Here is a 23,636-nt window from a genome sequence, read left to right as displayed (position 1 = left end):
CACTGCCGATTAAAAAAACCGGCACGGCCTTTAAGGACCGTGCCGGTTTTCAACAACAGGTTTAACGTCAGGTGAAAGACGATACAGGTTTAAAACGGATGATAGGCAAACAGCGCCGGGGCACCGCCGGTATGCACAAAAACAATCGGCCCTTCACGACGGAAACGATTCTGAGCAATACCGTCAATCAGCCCCGCCATCGCCTTACCGGTGTAAACCGGATCGAGGAAAATCCCCTCCAGCCGCGCCAGCAGTTTTACCGCTTCCAGGCCTTCTTCATTCGGTACGCCATACTTAGGTGCAAAATAGTCATCCCACAGGGTAATTTCCGCACTGCTATTCAGTTCCAGCGACTGCGCCACCTGCTGACGAAGTAATTCCACTTTCGGCAGCTGAGCAGCCACCTTGCGGGAAACCGTAACGCCAACCAGTTCGGTATCCGGCAGCAACTGCTCCAGGCCGACCGCCAGTCCGGCATGGGTCCCGGCACTGCCGGATGCCACCACTACCGCCGCAAAATCCACTACGCCTTCGCTCTGGTGGGCAATTTCCTGCGCACATTCAACGTAGCCCAGCGCCCCCAAGGCACTTGAGCCGCCCACCGGAATACTGTACGGACGGAATCCCTGTGCTTCCAGCAGCGTGGCCTGTTCTTCCAGCTGCGCGTCGGGGTTGTGCAGCGCATCCACCATCACCACTTCCGTATTCATCAATTCCAGCAGCAGGCGGTTACCGTTGCTGAGATAGTTTTCTGCACGGGTATCGATGGGATTTTCCAGCAGCGCCACACATTTCAAACCCAGTTTTGCCGCCACTGCCGCCGTCTGGCGAACGTGGTTAGACTGTATAGCGCCGGCGGTAACCAGCACGTCAGCGCCATTGCGCAGCGCATCGGCGGCGAGAAACTCCAGCTTTCTGAGCTTGTTGCCCCCCAGCGCCACTGGTGTAACGTCATCACGTTTGATGAAAATATCGCGCCCCAGATAGTCTGAAAGACGGGGTAAATGCTCCAACGGCGTTGGAGCGCCCAGCAGCTCAACACGGGGAAAATTAACAAGATTATGTAAGGACAACGCGGCCTCCGCGAGATGTGCGTTCGAATTATTCCTTAGTGTTGCAGAAGATAGCAATCGGGTCATCTTTCATTTGGTGATAACTCAATGCCAGGCTGAATAACGGTGAAAAAAAATTACAGCTCAGATCACACTTTTCACAACGGCTGCTCCATAATTCAGATCCCGAACTGATGAAAAATGGAACAAGGATATGCGCAATCCCACGCTGTTGCAGTTTTTTCACTGGTACTATCCCGATGGCGGCAAGCTGTGGCCTGAAGTGGTTGATAAGGCCCCCAGTCTGGCTGAAATGGGCGTAACCGCTGTTTGGTTACCTCCGGCGTATAAAGGCGAGTCCGGCGGGTATTCCGTTGGTTACGATACTTACGATCTGTTCGATTTAGGCGAATTCGAGCAGAAGGGTTCAAGAGCCACTAAGTACGGTGATAAAGAGCAGCTGCTGGCTGCAACCGAAGCGCTGAAGTCCCATGGGATAGGGGTCATTCTGGATGTGGTGCTTAACCACAAAATGGGCGCGGATGAAAAGGAACGGGTGCAGATCAACCGCGTGAATCCGGACAATCGCGAAGAGATTGATGATGAGGTGATCGAAGCCGAAGCCTGGACCCGCTTCACCTTCCCGGTTCGTGAGGGAAAATATTCAAAATTTGTCTGGGATTACAAATGTTTTAGCGGCGTCGACCATATTGAAAACCCCGATGAGAACGGCGTATTCAAGATTGTGAACGACTACACCGGTGAGGGCTGGAACGAACAGGTCGACGATGAGCTGGGCAACTTTGACTATTTGATGGGTGCCAATATCGACTTTCGCAACCATGCGGTAACCGAGGAGCTGAAGTACTGGGCGCGCTGGGTGATGGAGCAAATCCCTGCCACCACCGGCTTCCGACTGGACGCGGTGAAGCATATTCCGGCCTGGTTCTATAAAGAGTGGATTGAGCACGTGCAGGAGGTCAACGACGAGCCGCTGTTCATCGTTGCCGAATACTGGTCGCATGAGCTGGACAAGCTGCAACAGTATATTGACCAGGTGGACGGCAAAACCATGCTGTTTGATGCCCCGCTGCAAATGAATTTCCATCACGCCTCGCAGCAGGGTTCCGATTACGATCTGAGCCAGATCTTTACCGACACGCTGGTCGCGGCCGATCCGTGGCATGCGGTAACCATTGTCGCCAACCATGATACCCAGCCGTTGCAAGCGCTGGAGGCCCCGGTCGATCCCTGGTTCAAACCGCTGGCCTACGCGCTGATTTTGCTGCGTGAAAACGGCGTCCCTGCCCTGTTCTATCCCGATCTTTACGGTGCCAGCTATCAGGATGAGGGCGGCGACGGCGAACAGTATGAGATTGAGATGCCGGTGGTGGCGGAGCTTGAAGCACTGATCCGTGCCCGCCAGCTGTATGCGCACGGCGTGCAGACCGAGTGGTTCGATCACGCCAACTGCGTTGCCTTTGCGCGCAGCGGCACGGAGGAACTGCCGGGATGCGTTGTGATCATGTCCAACGGGGATGAGGGGGAGAAAGTACTGGAGCTGGGTGATAATTTTGCCGGTAAGCGCTGGTTTGATTATCTCGGCCACCGCGAGGAGCAGGTTGAAAGTGACGAGAACGGTGTCGCGACGTTCCGCTGTAATCCGGGCAGCGTGAGCGTGTGGGTACTGGAATAGTGTAGCGGCTCCTCGCGCAGCCAATAACTACACGCTTTTCTCGCTGTTGAATTGGTTGTTGGGGTTCAGCCTCTGCTGCTGCTTCAGGGCGGTCCTCGCGCCGCGTTGCGGTACCCTCGGTTACGCCATTGCGCCGACCGGATCGGCCAGGATTGAACGTCCCTGTTCAAACCTGACCTGACGCCAACATCCGTGTTGTCGTCTCCTGGCGTAATGGCTCCACCTCAGCGCTGTGGATGCCCTTACGCAGCAGCAGAGGCTGTCCCCGTTAATCATTTCATCGCTTTTAGATTTTCAGGCATCACGGAATTTTGACAGCAGGCTGGCCGTGCCCCCGAGAGGGCAATCCACAGCGCTGAACGCAGAGAGGAAGCCAGGATTCGGCCACACGGACGTGGCCGAAAGCCACAGCCGCGCAGGACGCGCGTCTGTGACGGTCCGAACGGCTGACGAACGGAGTGAAGGAACCGCAACGCGGCGCGAGGACCGCCCTCTCGGGGGCACGGCCAGCCAGCGCTAACTCCCGACGCGGCAGACAACACAGCACTGGCACACTATCTCAGCAAGCACCAGGCTCAACCCGGATCAGTTCGCCCGGTTAAACACACCGCTGTAGTGCTTACCACTCTTCGTGGCAGTCGGTTCAGCCGCAGCCTGTGCAGCAGCCGGAGCAGCATTATCCGCCAGCGCCTTCTGGCACTCCGCGGTCGGCTGATTCACCTTGCTCAACGTCAGCTTATCGTAATGCAAAACGCTGCCTTCCAGCTCCAGCGGCATCACCCGGGACTGGTTATTGATGTTCACCCAGTCACCATCAAGCAGAGTGGTCTTGCCCGGTTTAGCAATCACCCGCTGCCACTGACGGCAGTCAAGCGTATCGCCCGCGGCGGTAATAATCAGGCTGGCACGTGCTTCGGGGCTGACCAGCCCTTTCTGCGGGCCCATCGTCTGCCAGTTACCCACCAGCGATGCCGGCGGTGGCGTTTTCACCGCGCTGCTGTAACCTTCCAGCTGCGCACAACCGCTCAACGCGGTAACGGCCAGCCCTGCAATAATCCAGTTTTTCATGTTTTTCCCTGCTTTATGAATCTCGCGCTACGTTATAATTAATTCCCGCTGTGCCGCAAGCCCGATCGCCAGTTCACGACCGATTTCTGCCCTTTTCACCCCGCCTGCACCCGCACCGCACCTTTCCTTTTCCCGCTTGCCCCGTGTACACTGGCGGCCGAAATTACCCAGGCAGGACCGCTATGAAAACCGTTGAAGAATATTACGCCATTGCTAAAGACCTGTTCCTTGAGGCACATCCGGAACTGAAATCAGGCATTGAAAACCTCACAGCAGAGCAGGCGGCAAGCGTTGGCATGAGCATCGAGCAGCTCCAGGCGCTGCAAAAAGATCGCGCCTACGCGGCCTACGTGCGCGAGAAAAAACTGGACGGTGTGCTGTTTGCCATTCAACTGGCCGAGCCGGATAAAGCCGTGATGGTGGAAGCGATTGAAACCTATCTGCGCTCGCATGCTGAAGCGCTGGGATTAAGCTGGGAAGAGTTTTGTATTCAGAACGAACTGTGATCGGTCGATCCTCCCGAACAGACGCGTCAACACGCCTGTTCGGGGGTCGTAGCGCTTAACCGGCCAGGCGGGAACCCGACGTTGCCGCCAGTTCATCCTCGCGGAATGCTTCTCGCCTTACGCTAAAACCATCGTACCAACGACATTCAACCATACCGCTGGCAACACCCGTCACAATCATCACGGGTCCACCATCCTTGTGCTGCACTTCATTACTGATTATAAACATCACAAAGCACCTCCCTTCCGGTTAAAAGACAGAATAGTTATAGCATCTTGTTGATTTCGATGCTGTTAACTGGAGGTAAACAAATTGTTAAATGCAAATAAGCAGTTAAAAACTCGATAAATAAAAAAAATGAATAAGTTTTGCAGGTTTCGTTTATGTGAACCAGCTCTCACTTACACTTAGATTTTGCAACCTTCACAGTCAGCTTCATCGCCTAAGTCAGCCGGCAATTCTGCGGCTTTTTTCTCTGCGTTGGCTTCCGCCTGCTCCAGCTGCGCATCAATATCAAATTCAAAAATATCGTCTTTCATCACATTGCTCCCACATTGGTAAAAAAACGGACCCGCCTGGCGAGTCCGCAAGCCGCACGTTATACCGATTAGCCGCGCACTCTGGCAATCAAATTTACCAGCGACAGCACAATCGACCCCACGATAAACCCGATCACCAGATTGGCCCCGTTAGACGCAAGGGCCGCAACCAGCGCGCCCAATCCGGCGCTAAATCCTTCAATAGCATGATGCAGAACCGGCACACCGTGCACGATAATGCCGCCGCCGACCAGAAACATCGCCACGGTTCCTACCACGGTCAGAATTTTCATCAGCCACGGGGCCGTGGCCAGCAGTACACCGCCCACCGATTTCGCCAGCGCCGAACTTTTTTTCTGCAGCCAGTAGCCAAGGTCGTCAATTTTCACAATCGCCGCCACAATGCCGTAAACGCCGACGGTGACCAGAATCGCAATCCCGGACAAAATCAAAACCTGATTCAGCAGCGGAGCTTCCGAGACGATCCCTAAAGTGATCGCCACAATTTCCGCAGAGAGAATAAAGTCGGTGCGGATAGCCCCCTGCACCTTTTTCTTCTCGAAGGCCGCCGGGTCCTGCTGCGCCACCTTCAGCAAACGCTGCTCTCGGGCCTCCGGGGTTTCATCACTTTTGCTTTTGTGCAGGCTGTGCAGCACCTTTTCCACCCCTTCATAACAGAGGTAGGCACCGCCAATCATCAGCAGCGGCGTAATTGCCCAGGGCGCAAAAGCACTGATCACCAGCGCCAGCGGCACCAGGATCAGCTTATTGAGGAATGAGCCTTTGGCCACCCCCCACACCACCGGGAGCTCACGATTGGCTTTCACCCCGCTAACCTGCTGCGCATTAAGAGACAGGTCGTCCCCCAGTACACCCGCGGTTTTCTTTGCCGCCACTTTTCCCATTACCGAAATATCATCAAGCAGCGTGGCAATATCATCCAGCAAGCTCAGTAAGCTACTTCCCGCCAAAGTGTGATTCCTTATTCATGTTCATCATGTTGACAGCAGGGGCACCGCTCAATCTCCAGTACCGCCATATCGGCAATACCTTCGCAGTCCCACTCAACGCGCACCGGCTGACCCTGTCGCTCGGTGTGGTGCAGATACTTGCTTACCGGGCTTTCGGTCATCCCGGTTATTTCCTCCGTGGCAATCAGCCGATCGCCGACGAAAATACGCGCCGTCGCCCGGGTGTTGACCATCCGTTCACCGCTTAGTTGATATAAACGCTTTACCGTCAGTTTGACACTGGCCATATTTCGCCCTGCGCTTCGCCGTAGAAAGTGGGGGTGATCTAAACAATTATGCGTAACAAGTGCAAATTTTGTAAAAAAATTCCCAGTCCTGAAGAAAAACATTTCCCTATTCCGCGTTAAAAAACGAGAATTTAGCGCTGCAATTACTCAACCGGACTGAGCTATTAAGATGAAGTTGCGTCGTATTCCTGCCTGGCTGCCGCTGCTGGCGGCATTGTTCTCTCTCTATTTTATCTGGGGTTCAACCTATCTGGTTATCCGCATCGGTGTGGAAAGCTGGCCGCCAATGATGATGGCCGGGCTGCGATTCCTGCTGGCGGGCGTTGTGCTGCTGGCGATTCTGCTGCTGCGCGGGGAAAAACTGCCGTCGCTGAAAGCCACGAAAAATGCGGCGATTATCGGCGTTTTACTGCTGGCGATGGGCAACGGCGCGGTCACCGTAGCCGAGCATCAGCACGTGCCTTCCGGACTGGCAGCAGTCATGGTAGCGACCGTGCCGCTGTTCGCGATGTGCTTTAGCCGCATGTTTGGCATCCAGACCCGCTGGATTGAATGGGTGGGGATCGGCGTGGGGCTGGTAGGAATACTGCTGCTCAACAGCGGTGGACATATGGCCGGTAATCCGTGGGGAGCCTTGATGATTCTTGCGGGTTCAATGACCTGGGCGTTCGGTTCCGTTTGGGGCTCACGCATTGAACTGCCGCAGGGAATGATGGCAGGAGCCGTTGAGATGCTGTCTGCGGGAATTGTGCTGCTGATTGCCAGCACGCTGAGCGGTGAGCATCTGACCGGAACGCCTACACTTCCAGGCATTCTGGCGCTGGGCTATCTCAGCCTGTTTGGTTCGATTATCGCCATCAACGCCTATATGTTCCTGATTCGCAATGTCACCCCGGCAGTGGCGACCAGCTATGCCTATGTTAATCCGGTGGTGGCGGTGCTGTTGGGGATTGGCTTTGCCGGGGAAACGCTCTCTTCTCGTGAATGGCTGGCGCTGGCGATCATCGTATTTGCGGTGGTGCTGGTCACGTTGGGAAAATACCTGTTCCCGGCAAAACCCGTGATCAAACCCATCAGCCGGGATTAACCGTTAAAGCTGATGAATACCTTTTTCATCGATCTCGCCGTTGCCTTCAGCGGCGCAGATCCACTCTTCAAGACGGGCGCTCAGCGCCTGTTCTTCCAGCCGCGTTTTACCGCGCAGCGAACACTCCCAGACCAGCAGCACCTTCCAGCCGCCGTCGGTCAGTTCAGCAATATAGCGTTTATCGCGCGCCACGTTACTGTCTATTTTCCCCATCCAGAACGCCGTGCGCGTGGCGGGCATCTTGAATAAGTGGCAATGATGATGGTGCCAGAAGCAGCCGTGAACAAAAATGATTGCCCGGTAGTCCGGCAAAACAAAGTCGGGCCTGCCTGGCAGCGACTTATCCTGCGCCCGAAAAGTGATGTCCAGCTCGCCCAGCAACTCCGCCACACGCTGTTCAATCGCGGTGTCACGGGTTCGAATCGCTCGCATATTTTTACTACGCACGTCGGGTTTATGTACGTCAGCCATCCTGCTCTTCCTTTGGCAACAACGTTCGAGTATAGCGCTTTATTGTCATACAAGATGCCTCTACACTTAGTCAAAATTCCAGTTAATGTGGATCTGATTTAATGAGCACTGTTGAACGAGATAAACTCACCTTGCCGAAAGGCGCGAATAAACTGCTGCTGCATTCCTGCTGCGCACCCTGCTCTGGTGAAGTGATGGAAGCCCTGCAGGCTTCGGGAATTGATTACACCATCTTCTTCTACAACCCGAATATTCATCCTCAGAAAGAGTACCTGCTGCGCAAAGAGGAAAATATCCGCTTTGCCGAGCAGCACGGTATTCCGTTTGTCGATGCCGATTACGACACCGACAACTGGTTTGCGCGGGCAAAAGGCATGGAGTGGGAACCGGAGCGCGGTGTGCGCTGCACCATGTGTTTTGATATGCGCTTTGAGCGCACCGCGCTTTACGCCTATGAGAACGGTTTTCCGGTCATCTCCAGTTCGCTCGGTATTTCACGCTGGAAGAACATGCAGCAGATTAACGACTGCGGCGATCGGGCAGCCGCGCCTTATGAGGGCATCAGCTACTGGGATTACAACTGGCGCAAAAAAGGCGGCTCGGCGCGCATGATCGAAATCAGCAAGCGCGAGCGGTTTTACCAGCAGGAATACTGCGGCTGCGTTTATTCGCTGCGCGACAGCAACCTGCATCGGAAAAGCCAGGGCCGTCCGTTAATTAAACTGGGCGTGCTGTATTACGGTGATGAAGACGCAGAGGGGAAATCGTAAATTATCGCCTGATGACGATAATCGCTGTGGGAGTGAGACAGGCGCCGCAGTAAAAGCGTTGTCAGTGACAGCGGTGAGGCAATCGCCAGGTGAGTGGCACAGGACAGCGACAAACCGTCGGTGCATGAATTGTCAAAACACTGGAATAGAGGTAAGCATAACGCCCCTCACGACGAGGGGCGTTAATCGCAGCGGATACGCGAAACGTACTCAGCGCTTATTTTTTCTTTTTACTCTTTTTCAGCAGCGCACGAACCTGCTTCAGTTCTGCTGCGCTCAGCTGTTCTGACAGTTCTTCAGCCGTATCCTGATTGTCCACTTCCGGTTCTTTTGCCCCTTCAAGCGTGATCAGCAGACGGCGGGTCACTTCCTGACTGACCGAAGTCTGATTTTCCAGCGCAATGGCTTTCAGTGTTTCTTTTAATACAGGATCGATCTTTAACGTCAGGCTTACTGTCTCAGTCATTGTTGAATCTCCTGATAAATTTACACATCAAATTAGCCTGTTAAGCTAAATTTAACCATACTGTCATAAAAATTTAATATATCAGTGGCTAACCGCAAATTCAGCCAGTACCTGCCGATCCGTGCCGCAAAAATCGCCCTGCAGTTCCGCACAGAGTTTTGCCATATAGGCCACTAAGAAATCAGCATTGATTTCTGCAAGACGTTTGCCTTCGGCGGTCTGCATAGTTTGCGGCAGCTTAAGCAGCTTTTTCTGGAAATGATCCAGCGCCCATTCGGCATCATCCAGCGGCCTTTCACGGGCCAGGGGATCATGACTGTCAAACAACGAACGCCCCAGCGCACCGGAGACATAGAACACCCGCGCCAGGCCAATAGCGCCCAGAGATTCCAGCCGATCCGCATCCTGTACGATTTTTGCTTCCAGCGTTTCTGGCGTCACGGCGGCGCTAAAGCTATGGGCGTGAACCGCGTGCATTACGGCGGCAATTTTTTCTGAAGGAAAGTCCGGAAACTCCGTCAGCAGAACCCTCCGGGCTTCTTCCGCCGCCTGGGCAGAGGCCAGATGCCGCTCCGGATGATTTTTCGGTAAGTTAACAATGTCGTGAAAATAGCAACTGGTCAAAACCACCAGCGGGTCGGCCTCGCTTCCCTGCATAATGCGCTGTGCGGTTTGCCATACGCGCGCCAGATGAGCCACATCATGCGCTTTGTCTTCTTTCTGCCAGCTCTGATGCAGCCACTGTTCGAAGCGCGATTGCCAGGTGTTCAGCATAATAGACTCTCCTTCATTCTTTGGACTTGTTGAGATCTCAGTGGCAATAAGCCACTGCAACGTGCTGCGTCAACGCGATAAAAATGCGACCCTCATCACTATATAGTGCATGTATTCATTATGTTACAGCCTGAATGCAGGCTGATGTATTCTGCTGCCAATTCATACTGATTAAAAATCACCCAAATCATTAAGCAGTCATAATACAGGCCAAAGGTAACGAAACGTTTCACCTGCCATCGTGTGCAGAGGATTATCGTTTGCGTTGTGCTGGTCTATCCAGGTATGCTCCACACTTTTCTGAATATTTTAAAAATGCCGCTACGCTTTAAGACATTGTAATTAAGCAACATGTAAAATATGTTACGCTGCAAAAATGACGTCGGGTCGCTACCCGAATACGGCAATTCAACTGCCAGCATAGCGTCATCAGCGGCGTTTTATCTTTCCGTTTTTTTTATTAAATTTTACTGATGTTTTACCAAAAAAATGCCCCTGATTGGTGTTAAAGGTTTAAGTTAGGAGTTCTCCGCATTGTGTTTTCATTTTAACTATGTAGCTGGTTTGGTTGAGAAAGATATAGAGGTTATCCCATGAAAGAACGCCCGATTCTGTTCAGCGATCAACGGGTGCGCGCCCTGCTATCTGGCCGTCAAAGCCAGACCCGGCGCATCATGAAATCCCAACCTTTCGGACCGGTTCAGGATAATCATGAAGGCTGTTACGGCATTGATGTAAAGCGTAACCACCTGCAAGGAAACCTGGTAATGAGCATGGAGAACATCAGCCACCACAGCCCGCACGGCCAGCCGGGCGATCGGTTATGGGTGCGAGAAACCTGGCGCGGGCCGGTTATTGCCCCCGAAGACGTTGCACGCTATCAACAGGACCCGGCGGCGTTCAGGGACCGCAAGTATTGCCGCTACCGGGCCGATACCAGTACCTGGGGAAGTGAAGATGGCATCGGTCATCCCGGCTGGCAGGCTGGTATTCATATGCCGCGCTGGGCCAGCCGTATTGACCTGCTGATCACCCGCCTGCGCGTGGAAAAAATCCAGGACATCAGTGATGATGATATCGTCGCTGAAGGTGTGCAGTTCGACAGCCATTTTTTAAATAACTTCTTTACCATGCAAAGCGAAACCGACTCACCAAAAGAGGCCTACCGCAAAGCATGGACCGCGCAGTATGGCGGTACCAGCTGGAAAGTGAATCCCTGGGTCTGGGTCATCGACTTTGAACGAATCTGACCGTTGTGAATGATGCGCGACGCTGAAGTTTTTCAGCGTCGTTTGCGCTTCATCACAGACAATTCCTAATATAACTGGTTGAATATCCCCCTCAATTTGCCATCATTTTTGGCAACTTTCATCAGCATCACACTCGTCAGCCGCTCAAATTTCATGCAATGTGTATTAACCCGTTGCAGCATTTGTGCGGCTGCGGCATGGTGTAAGAGGAATTCATTACCGCATGGGGGCAATATCAGCATGATCAAATGGCCGTGGAAAAGCGATGATGACGCAGCGACCAGTGGATTACCCTGGCAACAGGCGCTTGAGATCCCCCTACTCGCTCCGCTCAATGAAGATGAACGCCAGACACTGATCGCGCTCGCCGCACGCTTTTTGCGCCAGAAACGTCTTGTTGGCTTACAGAATCTTGAACTGGACGAGTTGAAACGCTGTCGTTTGGCACTGTTGTTTTGCCTTCCCGTGCTCAACCTCGGCTACGACTGGCTGGATGGATTTCTGGAAGTGCTGGTTTACCCTACCCCTTTTATGGTTGATGACGAATGGCAGGATGAGTTTGGCCTGGTTCACCGCGAACGCATGGTGCAGTCCGGTCAGAGCTGGGAACAGGGCCCGATCGTCCTTAACTGGCTGGATATTCAGGATTCTTTTGACCGCTCCGGTTATAACCTGGTGATCCACGAGGTGGCACACAAGCTGGACGCACACGGCAGCGGCGAGTCAACCGGTATTCCGGCCATGGCACTCCGTGACGTTGCCGGTTGGGAGCGCGATATGCTGGCGGCGATGAACGCGATTCAGGAAGAGGTTGACCTTGTTGGAGAAAACGCCGCGACCATTGATGCCTATGCGGCCAGCGATCCCGCGGAATGCTTCGCCGTGCTGTCGGAGTATTTCTTCAGTGCCCCGGAACTGCTGCTGGTAAGATTCCCGCAGGTTTACGAGCGGCTGCGCCAGTTTTATCGCCAGGACCCCTATCAGCGTTTGGAACTCACGTTAGAACAGCAAAACCCGGATGGAATTGTGCATTAAAACAACGGACTGCTGCAAACTACGCCATTCAGATAGCACCGCTACTTTTGCTGTTGACAGGCAACAGGCAGATCGCTAATATGCGCCTCGTTCAAACGATTCCTCTGTAGTTCAGTCGGTAGAACGGCGGACTGTTAATCCGTATGTCACTGGTTCGAGTCCAGTCAGAGGAGCCATATTTAGAGAAGCCCGCTTAAGGAAACTTAAGCGGGCTTTTTGCTATGCGCGAAACAAGCACCAGGATGCTGTTCGCGGCTGTGATACCGGCGCACAAACTCAACGTGAACCCCCTCCTGGCGTTCAGCATCAGTGAACTGTACGCGGCCTGCGCGTAGCGTTTTTGCTATGGGCAGCGCCACAACCCTCCACAGTTTGTCCATTGATGCCACTTTTTCTTAAAATGAGATCAAGATCGCTTCCCCCTCCCCCTGCCGACGATATAATCGCCGTAAATTCAATTAAGAACTCTTGCGGAGAGCCGTGATGCACCAGACAGATGATATTTTAGAAAGCCTGAAATTTATTCAAGAACACACCGACCTCAAGCCCACCGTCGGTATTATTTTGGGGTCCGGTCTGGGTCCATTTGCAGACACACTGCAAAATGCCGTACGTATTCCTTACAGCGCGATCCCGCATTTTGCAAAATCAGAAGCGGTTGGGCACGCCAATGAAATGGTTATCGGCACCATTGCCGATAAAACCGTTGTGGCAATGAAGGGGCGTTTCCATTATTACGAAGGGTTTTCGCTGGAACAGGTCACCTTCCCGGTGCGGGTAATGAAAGCGTTAGGCGTTGAAAAATTAATCATTACCAATGCCTGCGGTGCGGTCAATAAAGCGTTTAATCCCGGCGACCTGATGCTGATCACCGACCATATTAATTTAACGGCTGCGAATCCACTGATGGGGCCGAATAACCCGGAACTGGGAACCCGATTCTTAGATGTCAGCGAGGTTTATAACAAATCACTTCGCCAGACAATTAAGGATGTCGCTCAGGAGCAAGGGGTATCACTTCGTGAAGGCGTTTATGCCTGGTGGACCGGCCCAACGTATGAAACACCGGCAGAAATCCGCATGATCAGAACGCTTGGCGCAGATGCGGTAGGAATGTCAACGGTGCCAGAAGCACTGGTTGCGCATCATTCCCAGATTAAGACGGTGGGTATCTCGTGCCTGACCAATATGGCATGCGGTATTTTGGATCAGCCATTAAGCCATGATGAAGTGATTGAAACGGCAGAAAGAGTGAAATCAACCTTCCTGAATCTGGTCACTGAGGTCATTAAACGATTCTAACCCTGACGGTAGTTTATTAATTAATCCACAGGTGCTAACAGCGCCAAATATACAGCACCTGTGGTCATTTCATTATGTTGATTGAGTTAATCAGTCATCCATCAAAATACATAGCGCACTGTCCCGGCCGGAGCTTTTATGGACATTAGATACCGTTTAAAAATAATGTTATTCATGCAGTATTTTATCTGGGGATGCTGGCTGGTGACGCTGGGTGCCTATATGATGAGGACGCTAAATTTCTCCGGTGCAGAAGTGGGGATCGTGTACAGCTCAAAAGGCATCGCTGCTATTTTGATGCCGGGGATTATAGGCATTATCGCCGACAAATATATCCCGGCGAATCGCCTGTATATGATTTGCCATCTGGTTTGCGCTGGAACGCTGTTTTACGCGGCATCGGTAACCGACCCGACGGTGATGTTCCTGGTCATGATGATCAATGCGATGGCATTTATGCCGACCATCGCTCTGTCAAACTCAATCAGCTACTCTTCACTGTCCCAGTATCAGCTCGACTCCGTAACGAACTTTCCCCCGGTCCGCGTCTACGGCACGGTCGGTTTTATCATTGCCATGTGGCTGATCAGCCTGTTGAAGTTCGAATTAAGCAGCAATCAGCTGTACATTGCTGGCGGTTGCTCTTTATTACTCGCAATCTATTCCCTGACGCTCCCGCACATCCCCGTGGTCAAAAAAGCCATCACCTCCGGCTTAGGAAGCAAGTTAGGTTTGGATGCCCTGGTGTTGTTTAAGCAACCCATCATGGTGGTGTTCTTCCTTTTTTCCATGCTGTTAGGTGCGGTTTTACAGATTACCAATACGTTTGGCAGCCCGTTCCTGCATGACTTCGCCCGGAATCCTGAGTATCAAGACAGCCTGATTGTTCAGTACCCTTCTCTGCTGCTGTCGATTTCACAAATGGCAGAGGTCTGTTTTATCCTGGCGATTCCCTTTGTTTTAAAACGCTACGGCATTAAAACGGTCATGTTGCTCAGCATGCTTGCCTGGACGCTCCGATTTGGCTTCTTCGCCTTAGGCGATCCTTCAACGATTGGCTTACTGTTTTTAATTCTGTCGATGATTGTGTATGGCTGTGCTTTTGATTTCTTTAACATATCAGGTTCTATTTTTATCGAAAAAACCGTCGATACCCGAATGAGAGCCAGCGCACAGGGGCTCTTTATGACCATGGTGAATGGCGTTGGCGCTTACTTTGGCGCGATACTGAGCGGGCGGGTCGTTGACTATTTCAGTATTGATGGCGTGAAGGACTGGCCGACAATTTGGCTGGTTTTCGCGGCTTATACTGCCGTTCTGTCCGTTATTTTTTACTTTACCTTCCACTACCATCACAAAGAAGAAGTACCTGCCTGCTAATAGAAAAGACTCTGACAGATACCTGCACATCCCGCAGTTATCTGTCAGTTTACTCCCAATGGATAGCGTTCTTTATTCTTCAAGATACTTTTCTAATACTGCCCCACCCGCCCCCTGAGCGACGATTTCATAAGAATCACTGGCAGAGAATATACGGGTCTTAATATGTGGAAAAGCAGATATCTTTCTTTCTATCGTTTCTTTAGTCAGCGCAAAAAAGTTATTCTTCGGCGTTAACGTCCCGCCACAGACAACCACATCGGGCTGGAATATCAGCACCGCGTTGGCAATTGCCACACCATAATAGCGGGCCGCTTCGGCTAAAACAGACTGGCAGAGAGGGTCATCCATAGCCAGTGCCTGAAAAATGACATGATAATCAATTTCACTTTCGTCTTTAACCAACGTATTAATCACTGATTCTTTATCCAGCCGGAGCTGCTGTATAACCTGATTTTTTATTGCCGCCAATGAGCTGTACTGCTTCAGGCAACCTTCAGAACCACATTCACAATGAAGCCCATTGATATCTATTGTCGTGTGCCCAAAAGACTGGGCGGTGCTGATGGGCAGGCGAGAAAGTACGCTGTCGATAATAGTGCAGCTGCGGATTTCAGTATCGCAGGTAGTAAATAAAAATCGCTGACTTTGTGATTTATACCGTAACCGATATTCCGCTAAAGCCGCAAAATTTATTCCGCTACCGATAGTCACCAGGCAGCCGACTCTGCTTGCGATAACATTCTGAATTTCTGAAATTTCAGATTCATAGCGATCGGGTGGAGTTTTATCGCGCTCAAGAATGTGGTCCAGCGCAATTCCGATGCCTAAAATATCCTTCGTCGTCAAATTATGTTCCGACAAAAGCGCATCAACTTTAATCAGTAAACCATCAATCATCCGATCTATAGGTTCAACACGTTTATTCTGAACTTTCACCATACCTAAAATATCAAGCTTCAGATTAAGTAATAGCACGGTGGAGTAAATATCACTAATCTCGATGCCAATAACATAGCCATCCGCTGAATTAATCTGATAAAGAATGGGTTTACGGCCGCCCGTAGACTCGCCAAGTTCGGCGGTCGAAATCAGGCCGCTTTTGCTTAATTCATCCAGTAATCTTGCACAGGTTGCCGACTGGATATGGGCCAGTGACGATAATGTCTCTGCCCTTATTGGCCCGTGATTCAGTATCAATCTGTACAGCGTTTTAAGCTTGCGCGTTTTTGAATTTTTAGACTCACGAAATTCATGCAGTAGATTGAGTAACACGTCGCCACCTATGATGATTCACCGATATTAAATGCAAAATATCAGTTTTTATCTCAACGCACGACACAGCGCCTGCGTAACCATGATCCGTACCATAATAATATATTCCATAGGGTAAAAGAGGTTGATTTTCACACCAGACCTCTATTCAACATCGTTATATTTTTAGCCTACACCGGCATTGGCCCATCTTTTACCACCGTCTTCATCACCAGCGTTGAAGTCAGTCTTCGCACTCCGGGCATTCCGCTTAACTGCTCATCATAGAGCCGCTGGAAGGCTTCCAAATCCTCAGTAATCACATGCAGGATGTAATCCGGATCGCCGAACAGTCGCTGTGCCAGCGTCACATTCTTGACCTGCTGTACCGCAGACTCAAACGCCGCAACGGCCTGGCGATCGCCCTCTTTTAGCGTCACGAACACGATGGCAAAAAAGGTCAGCCCCAGCCGTTCCGGTTGAATGTGGGCGCGGTAGCCGCTTATGACCCCGGATTCTTCCAGCGCACGAACCCGCCGATGGCAGGGGGAAAGGCTTAATCCTACGCGGTCGGCCAGATCGGTTAATGACAACCGGCCGTCTGATTGCAGCTCAGCAAGAATCTTCCTGTCTATTCTGTCCATTTGGAAAAATTTACCCAATAAGGCCGAAAGTAACCACAGGTATGGAAGCACATTTCAACGCTGAAAGGATAATCTTTTCTTCCCGATTTCATCATCAGACGAGAACAACGCTGTATGAACCCTTTTCAGGCCATAAGCAAAATAGCGTGGTGCCCACAGCTCATACTCATCGCTTAATTCGCTGTAAAAACATAAACATAAACACCCACCTTGTTAAATCAGAGAGATAAAAAATGTCCCTGCATCTCTTCATCGCCTTCTGGGCCGTGTCCGTACTGTTTATCATCACGCCGGGCGCAGACTGGGCCTACGCTATTTCCGCCGGTTTACGTGGCCGGGCCATCGTTCCTGCTATTGCCGGGCTGCTGTCGGGGCATTTACTCGCCACGATCGTTGTGGCCATCGGCACAGGCGCACTTATCGCCAGTATGCATTCGGCAATGGCCGTTCTTACCGTGGCGGGAGCGGGTTACCTTCTGTGGCTGGGGATGGGTATGCTGCGAAATCCCTCTGTGCCTGCGGTGGCGGCAGATGCAGAACACAGTTCCGGATGGCAGTGGGCGCTGAGGGGGTTGTGCGTCAGCGGCCTGAACCCAAAGGTGTTTCTGTTGTTCCTCGCCCTGCTGCCGCAGTTCACCGACCCGCAGGGATCGTGGCCCTTACCCGTGCAGATGGCCGCACTCGGCCTGCTGCATATTGTCAGCTGTTCCGTGGTTTACCTGCTGGTGGGTTACGGCTCCAGGGCCATACTGCAGACGCGTCCCAACGCCGCCCGGCTGGTCAGCCGCACCTCCGGCGTACTGATGATCGTTATCGCGCTCATTTTGATTACCGAACAGCTTATTCGCATAACTTATTAAGACTCTATTTATGCCTGATATCACGCTTACCCAACTGAGATCCATGAAGCAGCGCGGCGAAAAAATCGCGATGCTGACCTGCTACGATGCCACTTTCGCCCACACGTCCGCTCAGGCCGGTGTGGATATGCTGCTGATTGGTGATACGCTGGGGATGATCCTCCAGGGGCACGACAGCACGCTCCCGGTCACAATAGATGACATGATTTACCACACTGCCAGCGTGAAGCGCGGCAACAGCGGCAGCTTTATCATCGCCGACCTCTCCTTTATGACCTGCGCCACCGTCGAACGCGCCCTCAGCAATTGTGGCAGGTTGATGCAGGCGGGTGCGCAGATGGTGAAGCTGGAAGGGGGTGAGTGGCTGGCGGAAACCATTACCCAACTGACAAGAAATGGCGTACCGGTATGTGCCCATATCGGCCTGACGCCGCAATCCGTCAATGTCCTGGGCGGCTTCAAAGTTCAGGGTCGCGGGCAGGACCAGGCTGCCGCACTGGTTGAAACCGCCCTGACTCTGGAAAAAGCCGGTGCAGCAATGATTCTGGTTGAAGCCGTGCCGGCCGCACTTGGCAGGGCCATTGCTCTGGCGGTCAATATACCGGTTATCGGCATTGGTGCCGGACCGGATACCGACGGCCAGGTGCTGGTTCTTCACGATATGCTGGGACTGAGCCTTGGCGGCCGCGTGCCGAAGTTCGTGCGCAACTTTATGGCGGATGGCGGTACGATTCAGGCGGCCATTGCTTGCTATGTCTCTTCAGTTAAGGATGGCTCCTTCCCCGCAGCGGAACACAGCTACGCAGAATAACACCCCGGGTCGGTCCTTAGCGGGCTGACCCGGTTAAGGCAACCACCACCTCTCACCTCTCACCTCTCACCTCTCACCTCTCACCCTGACTATATTAATTTTTATGATGATGTTGTGATTTATTAGCTCAAGCCCGCGTATTGATTGCCGCGAGGCTTGCTGATAACGTCTCTCCATTAATTTTAAATAGCGCCAACACTTTTCAAGCCAATATTTAAAATACAAATATCACTCTTAATTCCTGATTCACGGGATGGGTTACTGCGAAAAAAAACATGATAGCCATAGAAAAAATAACGAAAAGCTTTTCCGGAGAACGGATATTAAAAGGGGTATCACTTTCTATTAAGGCCGGAGAGATAATTTGTATTATTGGCCCAAGCGGTTCGGGGAAAACCACTCTGCTACGCACACTCAATTTTCTTGAACCTGCCGACGCGGGTAATATTACCATTGATAATATTACCGTAGACTGTGAGCATGCCGCGAAGAAAGACATTGAGAAGCTGCGTGCTAAAACCGCAATGGTATTCCAGTCATGGAATCTTTTTCATAATCTTACCGCCCTGCAGAATATCACCGAAGGTCTGATCTACGCGCAAAAGCGTCCGCGCCATGAAGCCATCGCCACCGCTGAACGGTTGTTGAAGCTGGTAGGCCTGCTGCACAAAAAAGACAGCTACCCTAACAGCCTTTCCGGCGGGCAGAAACAGCGCATCGGCATTGCGCGCGCGCTGGCAATCCGGCCCGCCGTGCTGCTGCTGGACGAACCGACCTCCGCGCTGGACCCGGAAAAAGTTGGCGAGATCCTGTCGCTGATTCAGGACATTGCGGCACGCGGGCAAACCATGATTATCGTCACCCATGAGATGGAGTTTGCCCGTCAGGTGGCATCACGTGTGGTATTTATGGACCAGGGAGAAATCGTTGAGCAGGGCCCGCCGGAGCATATTTTTGGTGCGGCCCGCCATCAGCGGACGCAGTCTTTCCTCGCTCGCCTGCGTTATCACGCCTGAGGAGTCGATCAATGACCGCACCTACGCTTATGACGTTTGCCGACCTGACGCTGATTGTTCCTAAACTGCTGGAAAACCTGACGGTCACGCTGGGTATTACGCTGGCCTCTCTGCTGCTGGGACTGGGTCTTGCCCTGACCCTCACCGTGTCAGGCTACAGTCGTTCCACAGCGTTGCGGATAATGGTGAAAACCGTGACCGACGTGCTGCGCGGTGCGCCGCTGGCGCTGCTGATCCTGCTGTTTTTCTTTGGCGGCAAGCTGCTACTTTCTTCACTGGCGCTCCCTGCCGCGTTAATTAGCGATACGACCTTTGCGATTCTGGCGCTCTCGGTGGGCATCAGCCCGTATTTTGCCGAAATGATGCGCTCCGCGTGGGAAGCGGTGGATATCGGGCAGAAAGAAGCGCTGAAAAGCCTGAATATTCCCTATTCGATCGGCATAGCGCGAGTCATTTTTCCACAGGGCTTAATTATTGCCATTCCCAATTTCGGTAATTTATTAATCAACCTGGTTAAAATGACTTCACTGGTTAATATTATCGGCATTGTCGATATATTTGGCCGTGCGCAAAAAATTTCGCAGAACAGTTATGGCGCTAAACAGGTAGCAGCATTTGTTAGCGTTATTCTTGTTTATTGGTTACTTAACCTGATCATCTTTTATCTCACCTCACGGATAGAGAAAAAGTATCACTATTTACTGGAGTAACCTCACTGATGTTTAGTGTTGAATTTATTCGCGATAACACCTTTTTTATTCTCAGTGCGTTGCCCATCACACTGGCGATTACGCTGCTATCGCTGTTGTTCTCTACGCTTTTAGGCGGCCTGCTGGCGTGGGTAATCATTCGTCGGATACCGGTGCTGCACTCTTTCGCCCAGATAATGATCTCATTTGGTCGATCGGTCCCCATGCTGGTGATGCTCTATTTCGTCTTTTACGTCTGGCCGTGGATAGCCAGCGCGTGGTTTGGCAGCCCGCAACAGCCGATGTATGGCTACAAGCTGGCTCCGCTGAGCGCGGCGGTTATCGCCTTTTCGGTAGTATTCAGCGCCTATTTCGCCGAGACCTTTCGCTCGGCGTGGAATGCGGTAGAAAAAAGCCAGCGTGAAGCAGCCTGGTCAGTTGGCCTGACCGGCTTTACTCAGTTTCGCCGCATTATTCTGCCGCAGGCTGCCGTTTCCGCCCTGCCCAACTACACCAGCGTGGTTATCGATCTGATTAAGGACACGTCGCTGGTTTACACCATCACGGTGATTGATGTGATGGCGAAAGCCAATATCGCCGCCGCGCGCGGGTTTCACTATGTCGAAGCCTACTGCGTGGTGCTGGTGATTTATATCGCGCTCTGTCTGGTAGTCGCCAGGGCACTGCGCAGTCTGGAGCTGTTTCTTAGCCGTCGATGGAAGAACCACGCGCATAACGTGGTGCCGTCTTACTCTTTTTGGGGGAAATATGTTGAAAAGTAAATTACTGCTGGCGAGCGCTATACTGCTGGCGCTGAATATCAGCCCGGTACTGGCGGTGGATAAAAGCCCGAATGCCGAAACCGTTGAGGTGGTCGTCAATGCCAACGGTTTCCCGTTCAGCTTCGTTGATGACAATAACAACATCACCGGCTACGACGGTGACCTGTTAAAGGTGCTGGACGCAAGGCTGAAAGACTATAAGTTCCACTATAACGCGGTATCGCGCGATGCGATGATTGTCGGATTATCGACCGGGGCCTATACGCTGGCTGCGGACCACTTTTATCTGACCAAAGAGCGCGCGGCAAAGTACGCCTGGTCCGCTGAACCTTCCGGCCTCAGCGATCTGCGTTTAATCGTACGGGAAAACGAGAACGATATTCATAACCTGAGCGATCTGGCGAACGGCAAGAAAAAGCTGGTGCCGATCCACACTTCAGATGCCCGCTACACGGTGATCGATAACTACAACCAAAAACATCCCACTCAGCAGATCAACCTGCAGCCTAACGGCGAGCAGTCTGCTGCCGATATCTTTAAGGCGGTGGCCTCCGGGGAATACGATGCGGCAATCTATCCTATTGGCGCGCTGCTGGCGTTAAATAAAGCGCTAAACCTGAATCTTAAAGCCTCAGATTCCGTCGGTCTGTTCCCGAACGTCTATCTGTATAAAAAGAACGCCGATCCGAAGCTTATCAAAGCGGTGGACAGCGAACTCGCCGCACTGAAGAAAGACGGGACGCTCGCTGAGCTGTCACGCAAGTGGTACAACGAAGACGTGTATGCGCTGCCTGGTGCCAACGACGTTAAGGTAAATACCGACTGGGAATAACGTGACAGCGGGCGACTTCAGCCCGTTTATCGTATCTGGAGATAAAACTATGCGCAGGAATAAAACGTTACTTATTGCCGGGCTGCTCTCAGTAGCTGGCGTTTGCGGTAGCTCAGCCGCCATCGCCGCCGGGCCGTCATCCCACATCGCCTGGAGCGAGCGCTGGCAGCAGCTACCGAATACGCCTGCTCCGGTCGCCGCGCTCAAACCCCACTATGCCAGTATTAACGGTATCCAGCTTTACTACGCGACGGCTGGCAAAGGCTCGCCGGTAGTACTGTTACACGGCGGGCTGGCAAACTCAGATTACTGGGGCGAGCAAGTTGCGGCGCTGGCAAAGCATCATCAGGTCATTGTGGTAGACAGCCGTGGACACGGGCGCAGCACGCGGGACAGCCGACCCTACAGCTACGATCTGATGAGCGATGATGTCGTCGCCCTGCTGGATGTACTTAAAATTCAGAAAGCAGACATCGTTGGCTGGAGCGATGGTGGCATTATCGGCATCGATCTGGCCATTCGACATCCAACTCGGGTCAATAAGATTTTCGCTTTTGCGCCAAACACGAAAACCAGCGGCGTGAAGCCGGATACCGATAAAAACCCGGTGTTCGCAAACTATATCAAACGCGCCGGTGGGGAATATCGCCGACTGTCTAAAACACCCGACCAGTACGATGCCTTTGTTGAGCAGATTAGCCATATGTGGGCTTCGCAGCCAAACTGGAGCGACAGCGAACTGCAAAAAATTCACACGCCGGTGCTGATTGTTGACGGCGATCGGGACGAGGCCATTGTTCGCCAGCATCTGGAATATATCGCCGACACCATACCCGGAGCAGGACTGCTGATTCTGCCCAATACCAGTCACTTCGCCTTTATTCAGGCACCGGAAGAATTTAACCAGGCCATTATTAACTTTATTGACTATAAATAAGTAATATTAGATTTCGGGGTGCCCCCCGAAATTTATTAATATAAATGATAAAATTGATGGGATTTTTCGGATTAACAGCACAAAAAATGATATTCATATCTTCAACCCACTTTCAATAATAGCCAGCCCCCCCTTCCTGGTGTATAAAAATACCTTCGATTCGAACAGGATGCCCGAGGAAGATGTCCAGACCGACAAAACTCTATGTTCCCCATGAACTTGACGCCGCGGATATTCCACCGGATGAACGCTATTTGCGGATATCGCAGAATATCAGCTGCTATGGCATTGACGTTGTTGACGATCGCCGCCCGGAAGAAATTATCGCGCAGCATAAAACCATTTCCGGCACGAAGGGCGATTTTTGCAGCGCTTATGGCTCGCGAAATATTACCGTTTTCGATCCGCATAAAACCGCACAGTCTTCGCTGTACTTCTCGCTTTTACTGGAAGGATCGCAAATCATCAGCGGCAGGAAGAAATCCACCGCTACGGAGGTGACGTCCGATTCGCTGATGGTACACGAGCGCAATGATTACTATACCTACCGCAGCGATGACGTCCGGCAGCTGTATCTGATCCCGGATATTGAAGCCGTAAAGGAGATTTTTGACGGTAAACTGCCCGGCCCGATGCTTTCTATGGAAAACCATCACCTGATGGCGTTTATGAAATCGCATATGATGCTGCTGCACAGCCATTCCGCCTCGCTGAATGCGAAATCGACCTCGCTGATCCTTGATGGCCTGCACGACATGGCCTTACTGATGCTGGCGGATGTCGCTAAGGAAAGCGGACTGATTTCTACCGGGAGTCTTTCGCACGTTTATAATGCCGCCCGATCGTATATCGCGCAGAATTATTCCAATCCGGCGTTATCCCCCGACCATATATCGCTGAGATTGCGCTATTCCCGTTCCAGTCTGGACCGCGCGTTTAAAGAACAAAGAACCACGGTGATGGCATTGATTAAAGAAACACGCCTGATTAAAGCGCGTGAACTGCTGGAAAACGATATCCATCTCAGGATTGATCAGATTGCCTGGCGCTGCGGATTCAGCAGCTCATTTATTTTTAGTAAAAACTTTCGCGATAAATATAAAGTCCCACCCACGGTGTGGCGAGATAATTTCAATCAGTCAGCATAGGCTAAAAC

27 protein-coding genes and 1 tRNA gene are annotated in these 23,636 nt (G+C 52.1%); 17 read left to right on the top strand and 11 right to left on the bottom strand.

From position 1 onward, the window contains the following. Positions 1-89 precede the first annotated feature (89 nt). The gene (locus OMR58_RS22765) at positions 90-1,073 is read right to left on the bottom strand and encodes a D-cysteine desulfhydrase (RefSeq protein WP_264547032.1); all 984 of its coding nucleotides are present in this window, start codon (positions 1,071-1,073) and stop codon (positions 90-92) included. Positions 1,074-1,266: 193 nt separating this feature from the next. On the opposite strand from OMR58_RS22765, the gene amyA reads away from it, so the two are divergent. Continuing rightward, positions 1,267-2,748 (top strand): alpha-amylase, encoded by a 1,482-nt coding sequence (gene amyA, locus OMR58_RS22760; RefSeq protein WP_264547031.1) that lies wholly within the window; start codon positions 1,267-1,269, stop codon positions 2,746-2,748. A gap of 585 nt (positions 2,749-3,333) precedes the next feature. Here the strand turns inward: amyA and yedD are convergent. Continuing rightward, positions 3,334-3,816 carry a lipoprotein YedD gene (gene yedD / locus OMR58_RS22755; protein WP_200559742.1) on the bottom strand — a complete coding sequence of 161 codons (483 nt, stop codon included), beginning with the start codon at positions 3,814-3,816 and terminating at the stop codon, positions 3,334-3,336. Between the two features lie 182 nt (positions 3,817-3,998). Between yedD and OMR58_RS22750 the strand changes: the two genes are divergently transcribed. Continuing rightward, a complete protein-coding gene (locus tag OMR58_RS22750; protein ID WP_105591609.1) occupies positions 3,999-4,322 on the top strand; it encodes a DUF6388 family protein in 324 nt (107 codons plus the stop codon). 55 nt (positions 4,323-4,377) lie between these two features. Here OMR58_RS22750 and OMR58_RS22745 read toward each other — a convergent pair whose 3' ends face one another. The 4 genes from OMR58_RS22745 to OMR58_RS22730 form a co-directional block, all read right to left on the bottom strand. Beyond that, positions 4,378-4,551 (bottom strand): YodC family protein, encoded by a 174-nt coding sequence (locus OMR58_RS22745; protein ID WP_234471717.1) that lies wholly within the window; start codon positions 4,549-4,551, stop codon positions 4,378-4,380. Positions 4,552-4,730: 179 nt separating this feature from the next. After that, positions 4,731-4,862: a hypothetical protein gene (locus OMR58_RS22740; RefSeq protein ID WP_255416823.1), complete on the bottom strand. Its 132-nt coding sequence runs from the start codon at positions 4,860-4,862 to the stop codon at positions 4,731-4,733. Positions 4,863-4,930: 68 nt separating this feature from the next. Beyond that, positions 4,931-5,833 carry a DUF808 domain-containing protein gene (locus OMR58_RS22735; RefSeq protein ID WP_264547030.1) on the bottom strand — a complete coding sequence of 301 codons (903 nt, stop codon included), beginning with the start codon at positions 5,831-5,833 and terminating at the stop codon, positions 4,931-4,933. Positions 5,834-5,844: 11 nt separating this feature from the next. Continuing rightward, complete coding sequence (locus tag OMR58_RS22730; protein WP_105591606.1) at positions 5,845-6,120, bottom strand: hypothetical protein; 276 nt, start codon at positions 6,118-6,120, stop codon at positions 5,845-5,847. Positions 6,121-6,289: 169 nt separating this feature from the next. Between OMR58_RS22730 and yedA the strand changes: the two genes are divergently transcribed. Continuing rightward, positions 6,290-7,207, top strand: a complete 918-nt coding sequence (gene yedA, locus OMR58_RS22725) for a drug/metabolite exporter YedA (protein WP_200544211.1) — start codon at positions 6,290-6,292, stop codon at positions 7,205-7,207. Positions 7,208-7,210: 3 nt separating this feature from the next. Here the strand turns inward: yedA and OMR58_RS22720 are convergent, their stop codons facing one another. Then, positions 7,211-7,678 carry a very short patch repair endonuclease gene (locus tag OMR58_RS22720; RefSeq protein ID WP_105591604.1) on the bottom strand — a complete coding sequence of 156 codons (468 nt, stop codon included), beginning with the start codon at positions 7,676-7,678 and terminating at the stop codon, positions 7,211-7,213. Positions 7,679-7,779: 101 nt separating this feature from the next. Between OMR58_RS22720 and OMR58_RS22715 the strand changes: the two genes are divergently transcribed. Further along, positions 7,780-8,448 carry an epoxyqueuosine reductase QueH gene (locus OMR58_RS22715; protein WP_200544213.1) on the top strand — a complete coding sequence of 223 codons (669 nt, stop codon included), beginning with the start codon at positions 7,780-7,782 and terminating at the stop codon, positions 8,446-8,448. A 217-nt stretch (positions 8,449-8,665) separates the two neighbouring features. Here OMR58_RS22715 and OMR58_RS22710 read toward each other — a convergent pair whose 3' ends face one another. Together OMR58_RS22710 and OMR58_RS22705 are read right to left on the bottom strand one after the other, a co-directional pair. Further along, on the bottom strand, positions 8,666-8,914 hold the full coding sequence (locus OMR58_RS22710; RefSeq protein WP_105591602.1) for a hypothetical protein: 249 nt from the start codon (positions 8,912-8,914) through the stop codon (positions 8,666-8,668). Between the two features lie 81 nt (positions 8,915-8,995). Next, positions 8,996-9,691 carry a phosphohydrolase gene (locus OMR58_RS22705; protein WP_105591639.1) on the bottom strand — a complete coding sequence of 232 codons (696 nt, stop codon included), beginning with the start codon at positions 9,689-9,691 and terminating at the stop codon, positions 8,996-8,998. 590 nt (positions 9,692-10,281) lie between these two features. On the opposite strand from OMR58_RS22705, the gene OMR58_RS22700 reads away from it, so the two are divergent. The 5 genes from OMR58_RS22700 (at position 10,282) to OMR58_RS22680 (ending at position 14,655) form a co-directional block, all read left to right on the top strand. Next, positions 10,282-10,938, top strand: coding sequence for a hypothetical protein (locus tag OMR58_RS22700; protein WP_264547029.1), 657 nt, complete (start codon positions 10,282-10,284; stop codon positions 10,936-10,938). A gap of 240 nt (positions 10,939-11,178) precedes the next feature. Beyond that, positions 11,179-11,973, top strand: coding sequence for a DgsA anti-repressor MtfA (gene mtfA / locus OMR58_RS22695; protein ID WP_105591599.1), 795 nt, complete (start codon positions 11,179-11,181; stop codon positions 11,971-11,973). 100 nt (positions 11,974-12,073) lie between these two features. Continuing rightward, positions 12,074-12,149: transfer RNA gene (locus tag OMR58_RS22690), tRNA-Asn, on the top strand. A gap of 307 nt (positions 12,150-12,456) precedes the next feature. After that, positions 12,457-13,275, top strand: a complete 819-nt coding sequence (locus OMR58_RS22685; protein WP_105591598.1) for a purine-nucleoside phosphorylase — start codon at positions 12,457-12,459, stop codon at positions 13,273-13,275. Between the two features lie 138 nt (positions 13,276-13,413). Continuing rightward, positions 13,414-14,655, top strand: coding sequence for a nucleoside permease (locus OMR58_RS22680; RefSeq protein ID WP_264547028.1), 1,242 nt, complete (start codon positions 13,414-13,416; stop codon positions 14,653-14,655). Positions 14,656-14,727: 72 nt separating this feature from the next. On the opposite strand, the gene OMR58_RS22675 is transcribed toward OMR58_RS22680, so the two are convergent. Both OMR58_RS22675 and OMR58_RS22670 read right to left on the bottom strand, forming a co-directional pair. Then, positions 14,728-15,930: an ROK family protein gene (locus tag OMR58_RS22675; protein ID WP_264547027.1), complete on the bottom strand. Its 1,203-nt coding sequence runs from the start codon at positions 15,928-15,930 to the stop codon at positions 14,728-14,730. A gap of 170 nt (positions 15,931-16,100) precedes the next feature. Beyond that, positions 16,101-16,553 carry an Lrp/AsnC family transcriptional regulator gene (locus tag OMR58_RS22670; protein WP_105591638.1) on the bottom strand — a complete coding sequence of 151 codons (453 nt, stop codon included), beginning with the start codon at positions 16,551-16,553 and terminating at the stop codon, positions 16,101-16,103. A gap of 233 nt (positions 16,554-16,786) precedes the next feature. Here OMR58_RS22670 and OMR58_RS22665 point away from each other — a divergent pair, with 233 nt between their 5' ends. From OMR58_RS22665 to OMR58_RS22630, 8 genes are all read left to right on the top strand, one after another. Beyond that, positions 16,787-17,413, top strand: coding sequence for a LysE family translocator (locus OMR58_RS22665; protein ID WP_264547026.1), 627 nt, complete (start codon positions 16,787-16,789; stop codon positions 17,411-17,413). A gap of 10 nt (positions 17,414-17,423) precedes the next feature. Next, entirely contained in the window at positions 17,424-18,224 is an 801-nt protein-coding gene (panB, locus tag OMR58_RS22660) for a 3-methyl-2-oxobutanoate hydroxymethyltransferase (protein WP_264547025.1), read from the top strand. Positions 18,225-18,499: 275 nt separating this feature from the next. Continuing rightward, positions 18,500-19,240 carry an amino acid ABC transporter ATP-binding protein gene (locus OMR58_RS22655; RefSeq protein WP_264547024.1) on the top strand — a complete coding sequence of 247 codons (741 nt, stop codon included), beginning with the start codon at positions 18,500-18,502 and terminating at the stop codon, positions 19,238-19,240. A gap of 11 nt (positions 19,241-19,251) precedes the next feature. After that, positions 19,252-19,950: an ABC transporter permease subunit gene (locus OMR58_RS22650; RefSeq protein WP_264547023.1), complete on the top strand. Its 699-nt coding sequence runs from the start codon at positions 19,252-19,254 to the stop codon at positions 19,948-19,950. A gap of 8 nt (positions 19,951-19,958) precedes the next feature. Then, on the top strand, positions 19,959-20,711 hold the full coding sequence (locus OMR58_RS22645) for an amino acid ABC transporter permease (RefSeq protein ID WP_200559753.1): 753 nt from the start codon (positions 19,959-19,961) through the stop codon (positions 20,709-20,711). Continuing rightward, positions 20,701-21,543, top strand: coding sequence for a transporter substrate-binding domain-containing protein (locus OMR58_RS22640; protein ID WP_264547054.1), 843 nt, complete (start codon positions 20,701-20,703; stop codon positions 21,541-21,543). The genes OMR58_RS22645 and OMR58_RS22640 overlap by 11 nt, the downstream gene beginning before the upstream one ends. 49 nt (positions 21,544-21,592) lie before the next feature. After that, positions 21,593-22,480 (top strand): alpha/beta fold hydrolase, encoded by an 888-nt coding sequence (locus tag OMR58_RS22635; RefSeq protein ID WP_200544233.1) that lies wholly within the window; start codon positions 21,593-21,595, stop codon positions 22,478-22,480. A gap of 182 nt (positions 22,481-22,662) precedes the next feature. After that, the gene (locus tag OMR58_RS22630; RefSeq protein WP_264547022.1) at positions 22,663-23,628 is read left to right on the top strand and encodes an AraC family transcriptional regulator; all 966 of its coding nucleotides are present in this window, start codon (positions 22,663-22,665) and stop codon (positions 23,626-23,628) included. Positions 23,629-23,636: the final 8 nt, after the last annotated feature.

The organism is Erwinia sp. INIA01, assembly GCF_025947915.1.
Taxonomy (GTDB): Bacteria; Pseudomonadota; Gammaproteobacteria; order Enterobacterales; family Enterobacteriaceae; genus Erwinia; species Erwinia coffeiphila.
This window is presented reverse-complemented; position numbering and strand designations above follow the sequence as displayed.

Bases quoted from the DNA above. Each gene is read 5' to 3' on its own strand.
- amyA (WP_264547031.1), top strand. From the start codon at position 1,267: ATGCGCAATCCCACGCTGTTGCAGTTTTTTCACTGGTACTATCCCGAT.
- OMR58_RS22655 (WP_264547024.1), top strand. From the start codon at position 18,500: ATGATAGCCATAGAAAAAATAACGAAAAGCTTTTCCGGAGAACGGATA.
- mtfA (WP_105591599.1), top strand. From the start codon at position 11,179: ATGATCAAATGGCCGTGGAAAAGCGATGATGACGCAGCGACCAGTGGA.
- OMR58_RS22720 (WP_105591604.1), bottom strand. From the start codon at position 7,678: ATGGCTGACGTACATAAACCCGACGTGCGTAGTAAAAATATGCGAGCG.
- yedA (WP_200544211.1), top strand. From the start codon at position 6,290: ATGAAGTTGCGTCGTATTCCTGCCTGGCTGCCGCTGCTGGCGGCATTG.
- OMR58_RS22730 (WP_105591606.1), bottom strand. From the start codon at position 6,120: ATGGCCAGTGTCAAACTGACGGTAAAGCGTTTATATCAACTAAGCGGT.
- OMR58_RS22635 (WP_200544233.1), top strand. From the start codon at position 21,593: ATGCGCAGGAATAAAACGTTACTTATTGCCGGGCTGCTCTCAGTAGCT.
- OMR58_RS22750 (WP_105591609.1), top strand. From the start codon at position 3,999: ATGAAAACCGTTGAAGAATATTACGCCATTGCTAAAGACCTGTTCCTT.
- OMR58_RS22700 (WP_264547029.1), top strand. From the start codon at position 10,282: ATGAAAGAACGCCCGATTCTGTTCAGCGATCAACGGGTGCGCGCCCTG.
- OMR58_RS22715 (WP_200544213.1), top strand. From the start codon at position 7,780: ATGAGCACTGTTGAACGAGATAAACTCACCTTGCCGAAAGGCGCGAAT.
- OMR58_RS22685 (WP_105591598.1), top strand. From the start codon at position 12,457: ATGCACCAGACAGATGATATTTTAGAAAGCCTGAAATTTATTCAAGAA.
- OMR58_RS22680 (WP_264547028.1), top strand. From the start codon at position 13,414: ATGGACATTAGATACCGTTTAAAAATAATGTTATTCATGCAGTATTTT.
- OMR58_RS22745 (WP_234471717.1), bottom strand. From the start codon at position 4,551: ATGTTTATAATCAGTAATGAAGTGCAGCACAAGGATGGTGGACCCGTG.
- OMR58_RS22665 (WP_264547026.1), top strand. From the start codon at position 16,787: ATGTCCCTGCATCTCTTCATCGCCTTCTGGGCCGTGTCCGTACTGTTT.
- yedD (WP_200559742.1), bottom strand. From the start codon at position 3,816: ATGAAAAACTGGATTATTGCAGGGCTGGCCGTTACCGCGTTGAGCGGT.
- panB (WP_264547025.1), top strand. From the start codon at position 17,424: ATGCCTGATATCACGCTTACCCAACTGAGATCCATGAAGCAGCGCGGC.
- OMR58_RS22740 (WP_255416823.1), bottom strand. From the start codon at position 4,862: ATGAAAGACGATATTTTTGAATTTGATATTGATGCGCAGCTGGAGCAG.
- OMR58_RS22645 (WP_200559753.1), top strand. From the start codon at position 19,959: ATGTTTAGTGTTGAATTTATTCGCGATAACACCTTTTTTATTCTCAGT.
- OMR58_RS22710 (WP_105591602.1), bottom strand. From the start codon at position 8,914: ATGACTGAGACAGTAAGCCTGACGTTAAAGATCGATCCTGTATTAAAA.
- OMR58_RS22630 (WP_264547022.1), top strand. From the start codon at position 22,663: ATGTCCAGACCGACAAAACTCTATGTTCCCCATGAACTTGACGCCGCG.
- OMR58_RS22650 (WP_264547023.1), top strand. From the start codon at position 19,252: ATGACCGCACCTACGCTTATGACGTTTGCCGACCTGACGCTGATTGTT.
- OMR58_RS22670 (WP_105591638.1), bottom strand. From the start codon at position 16,553: ATGGACAGAATAGACAGGAAGATTCTTGCTGAGCTGCAATCAGACGGC.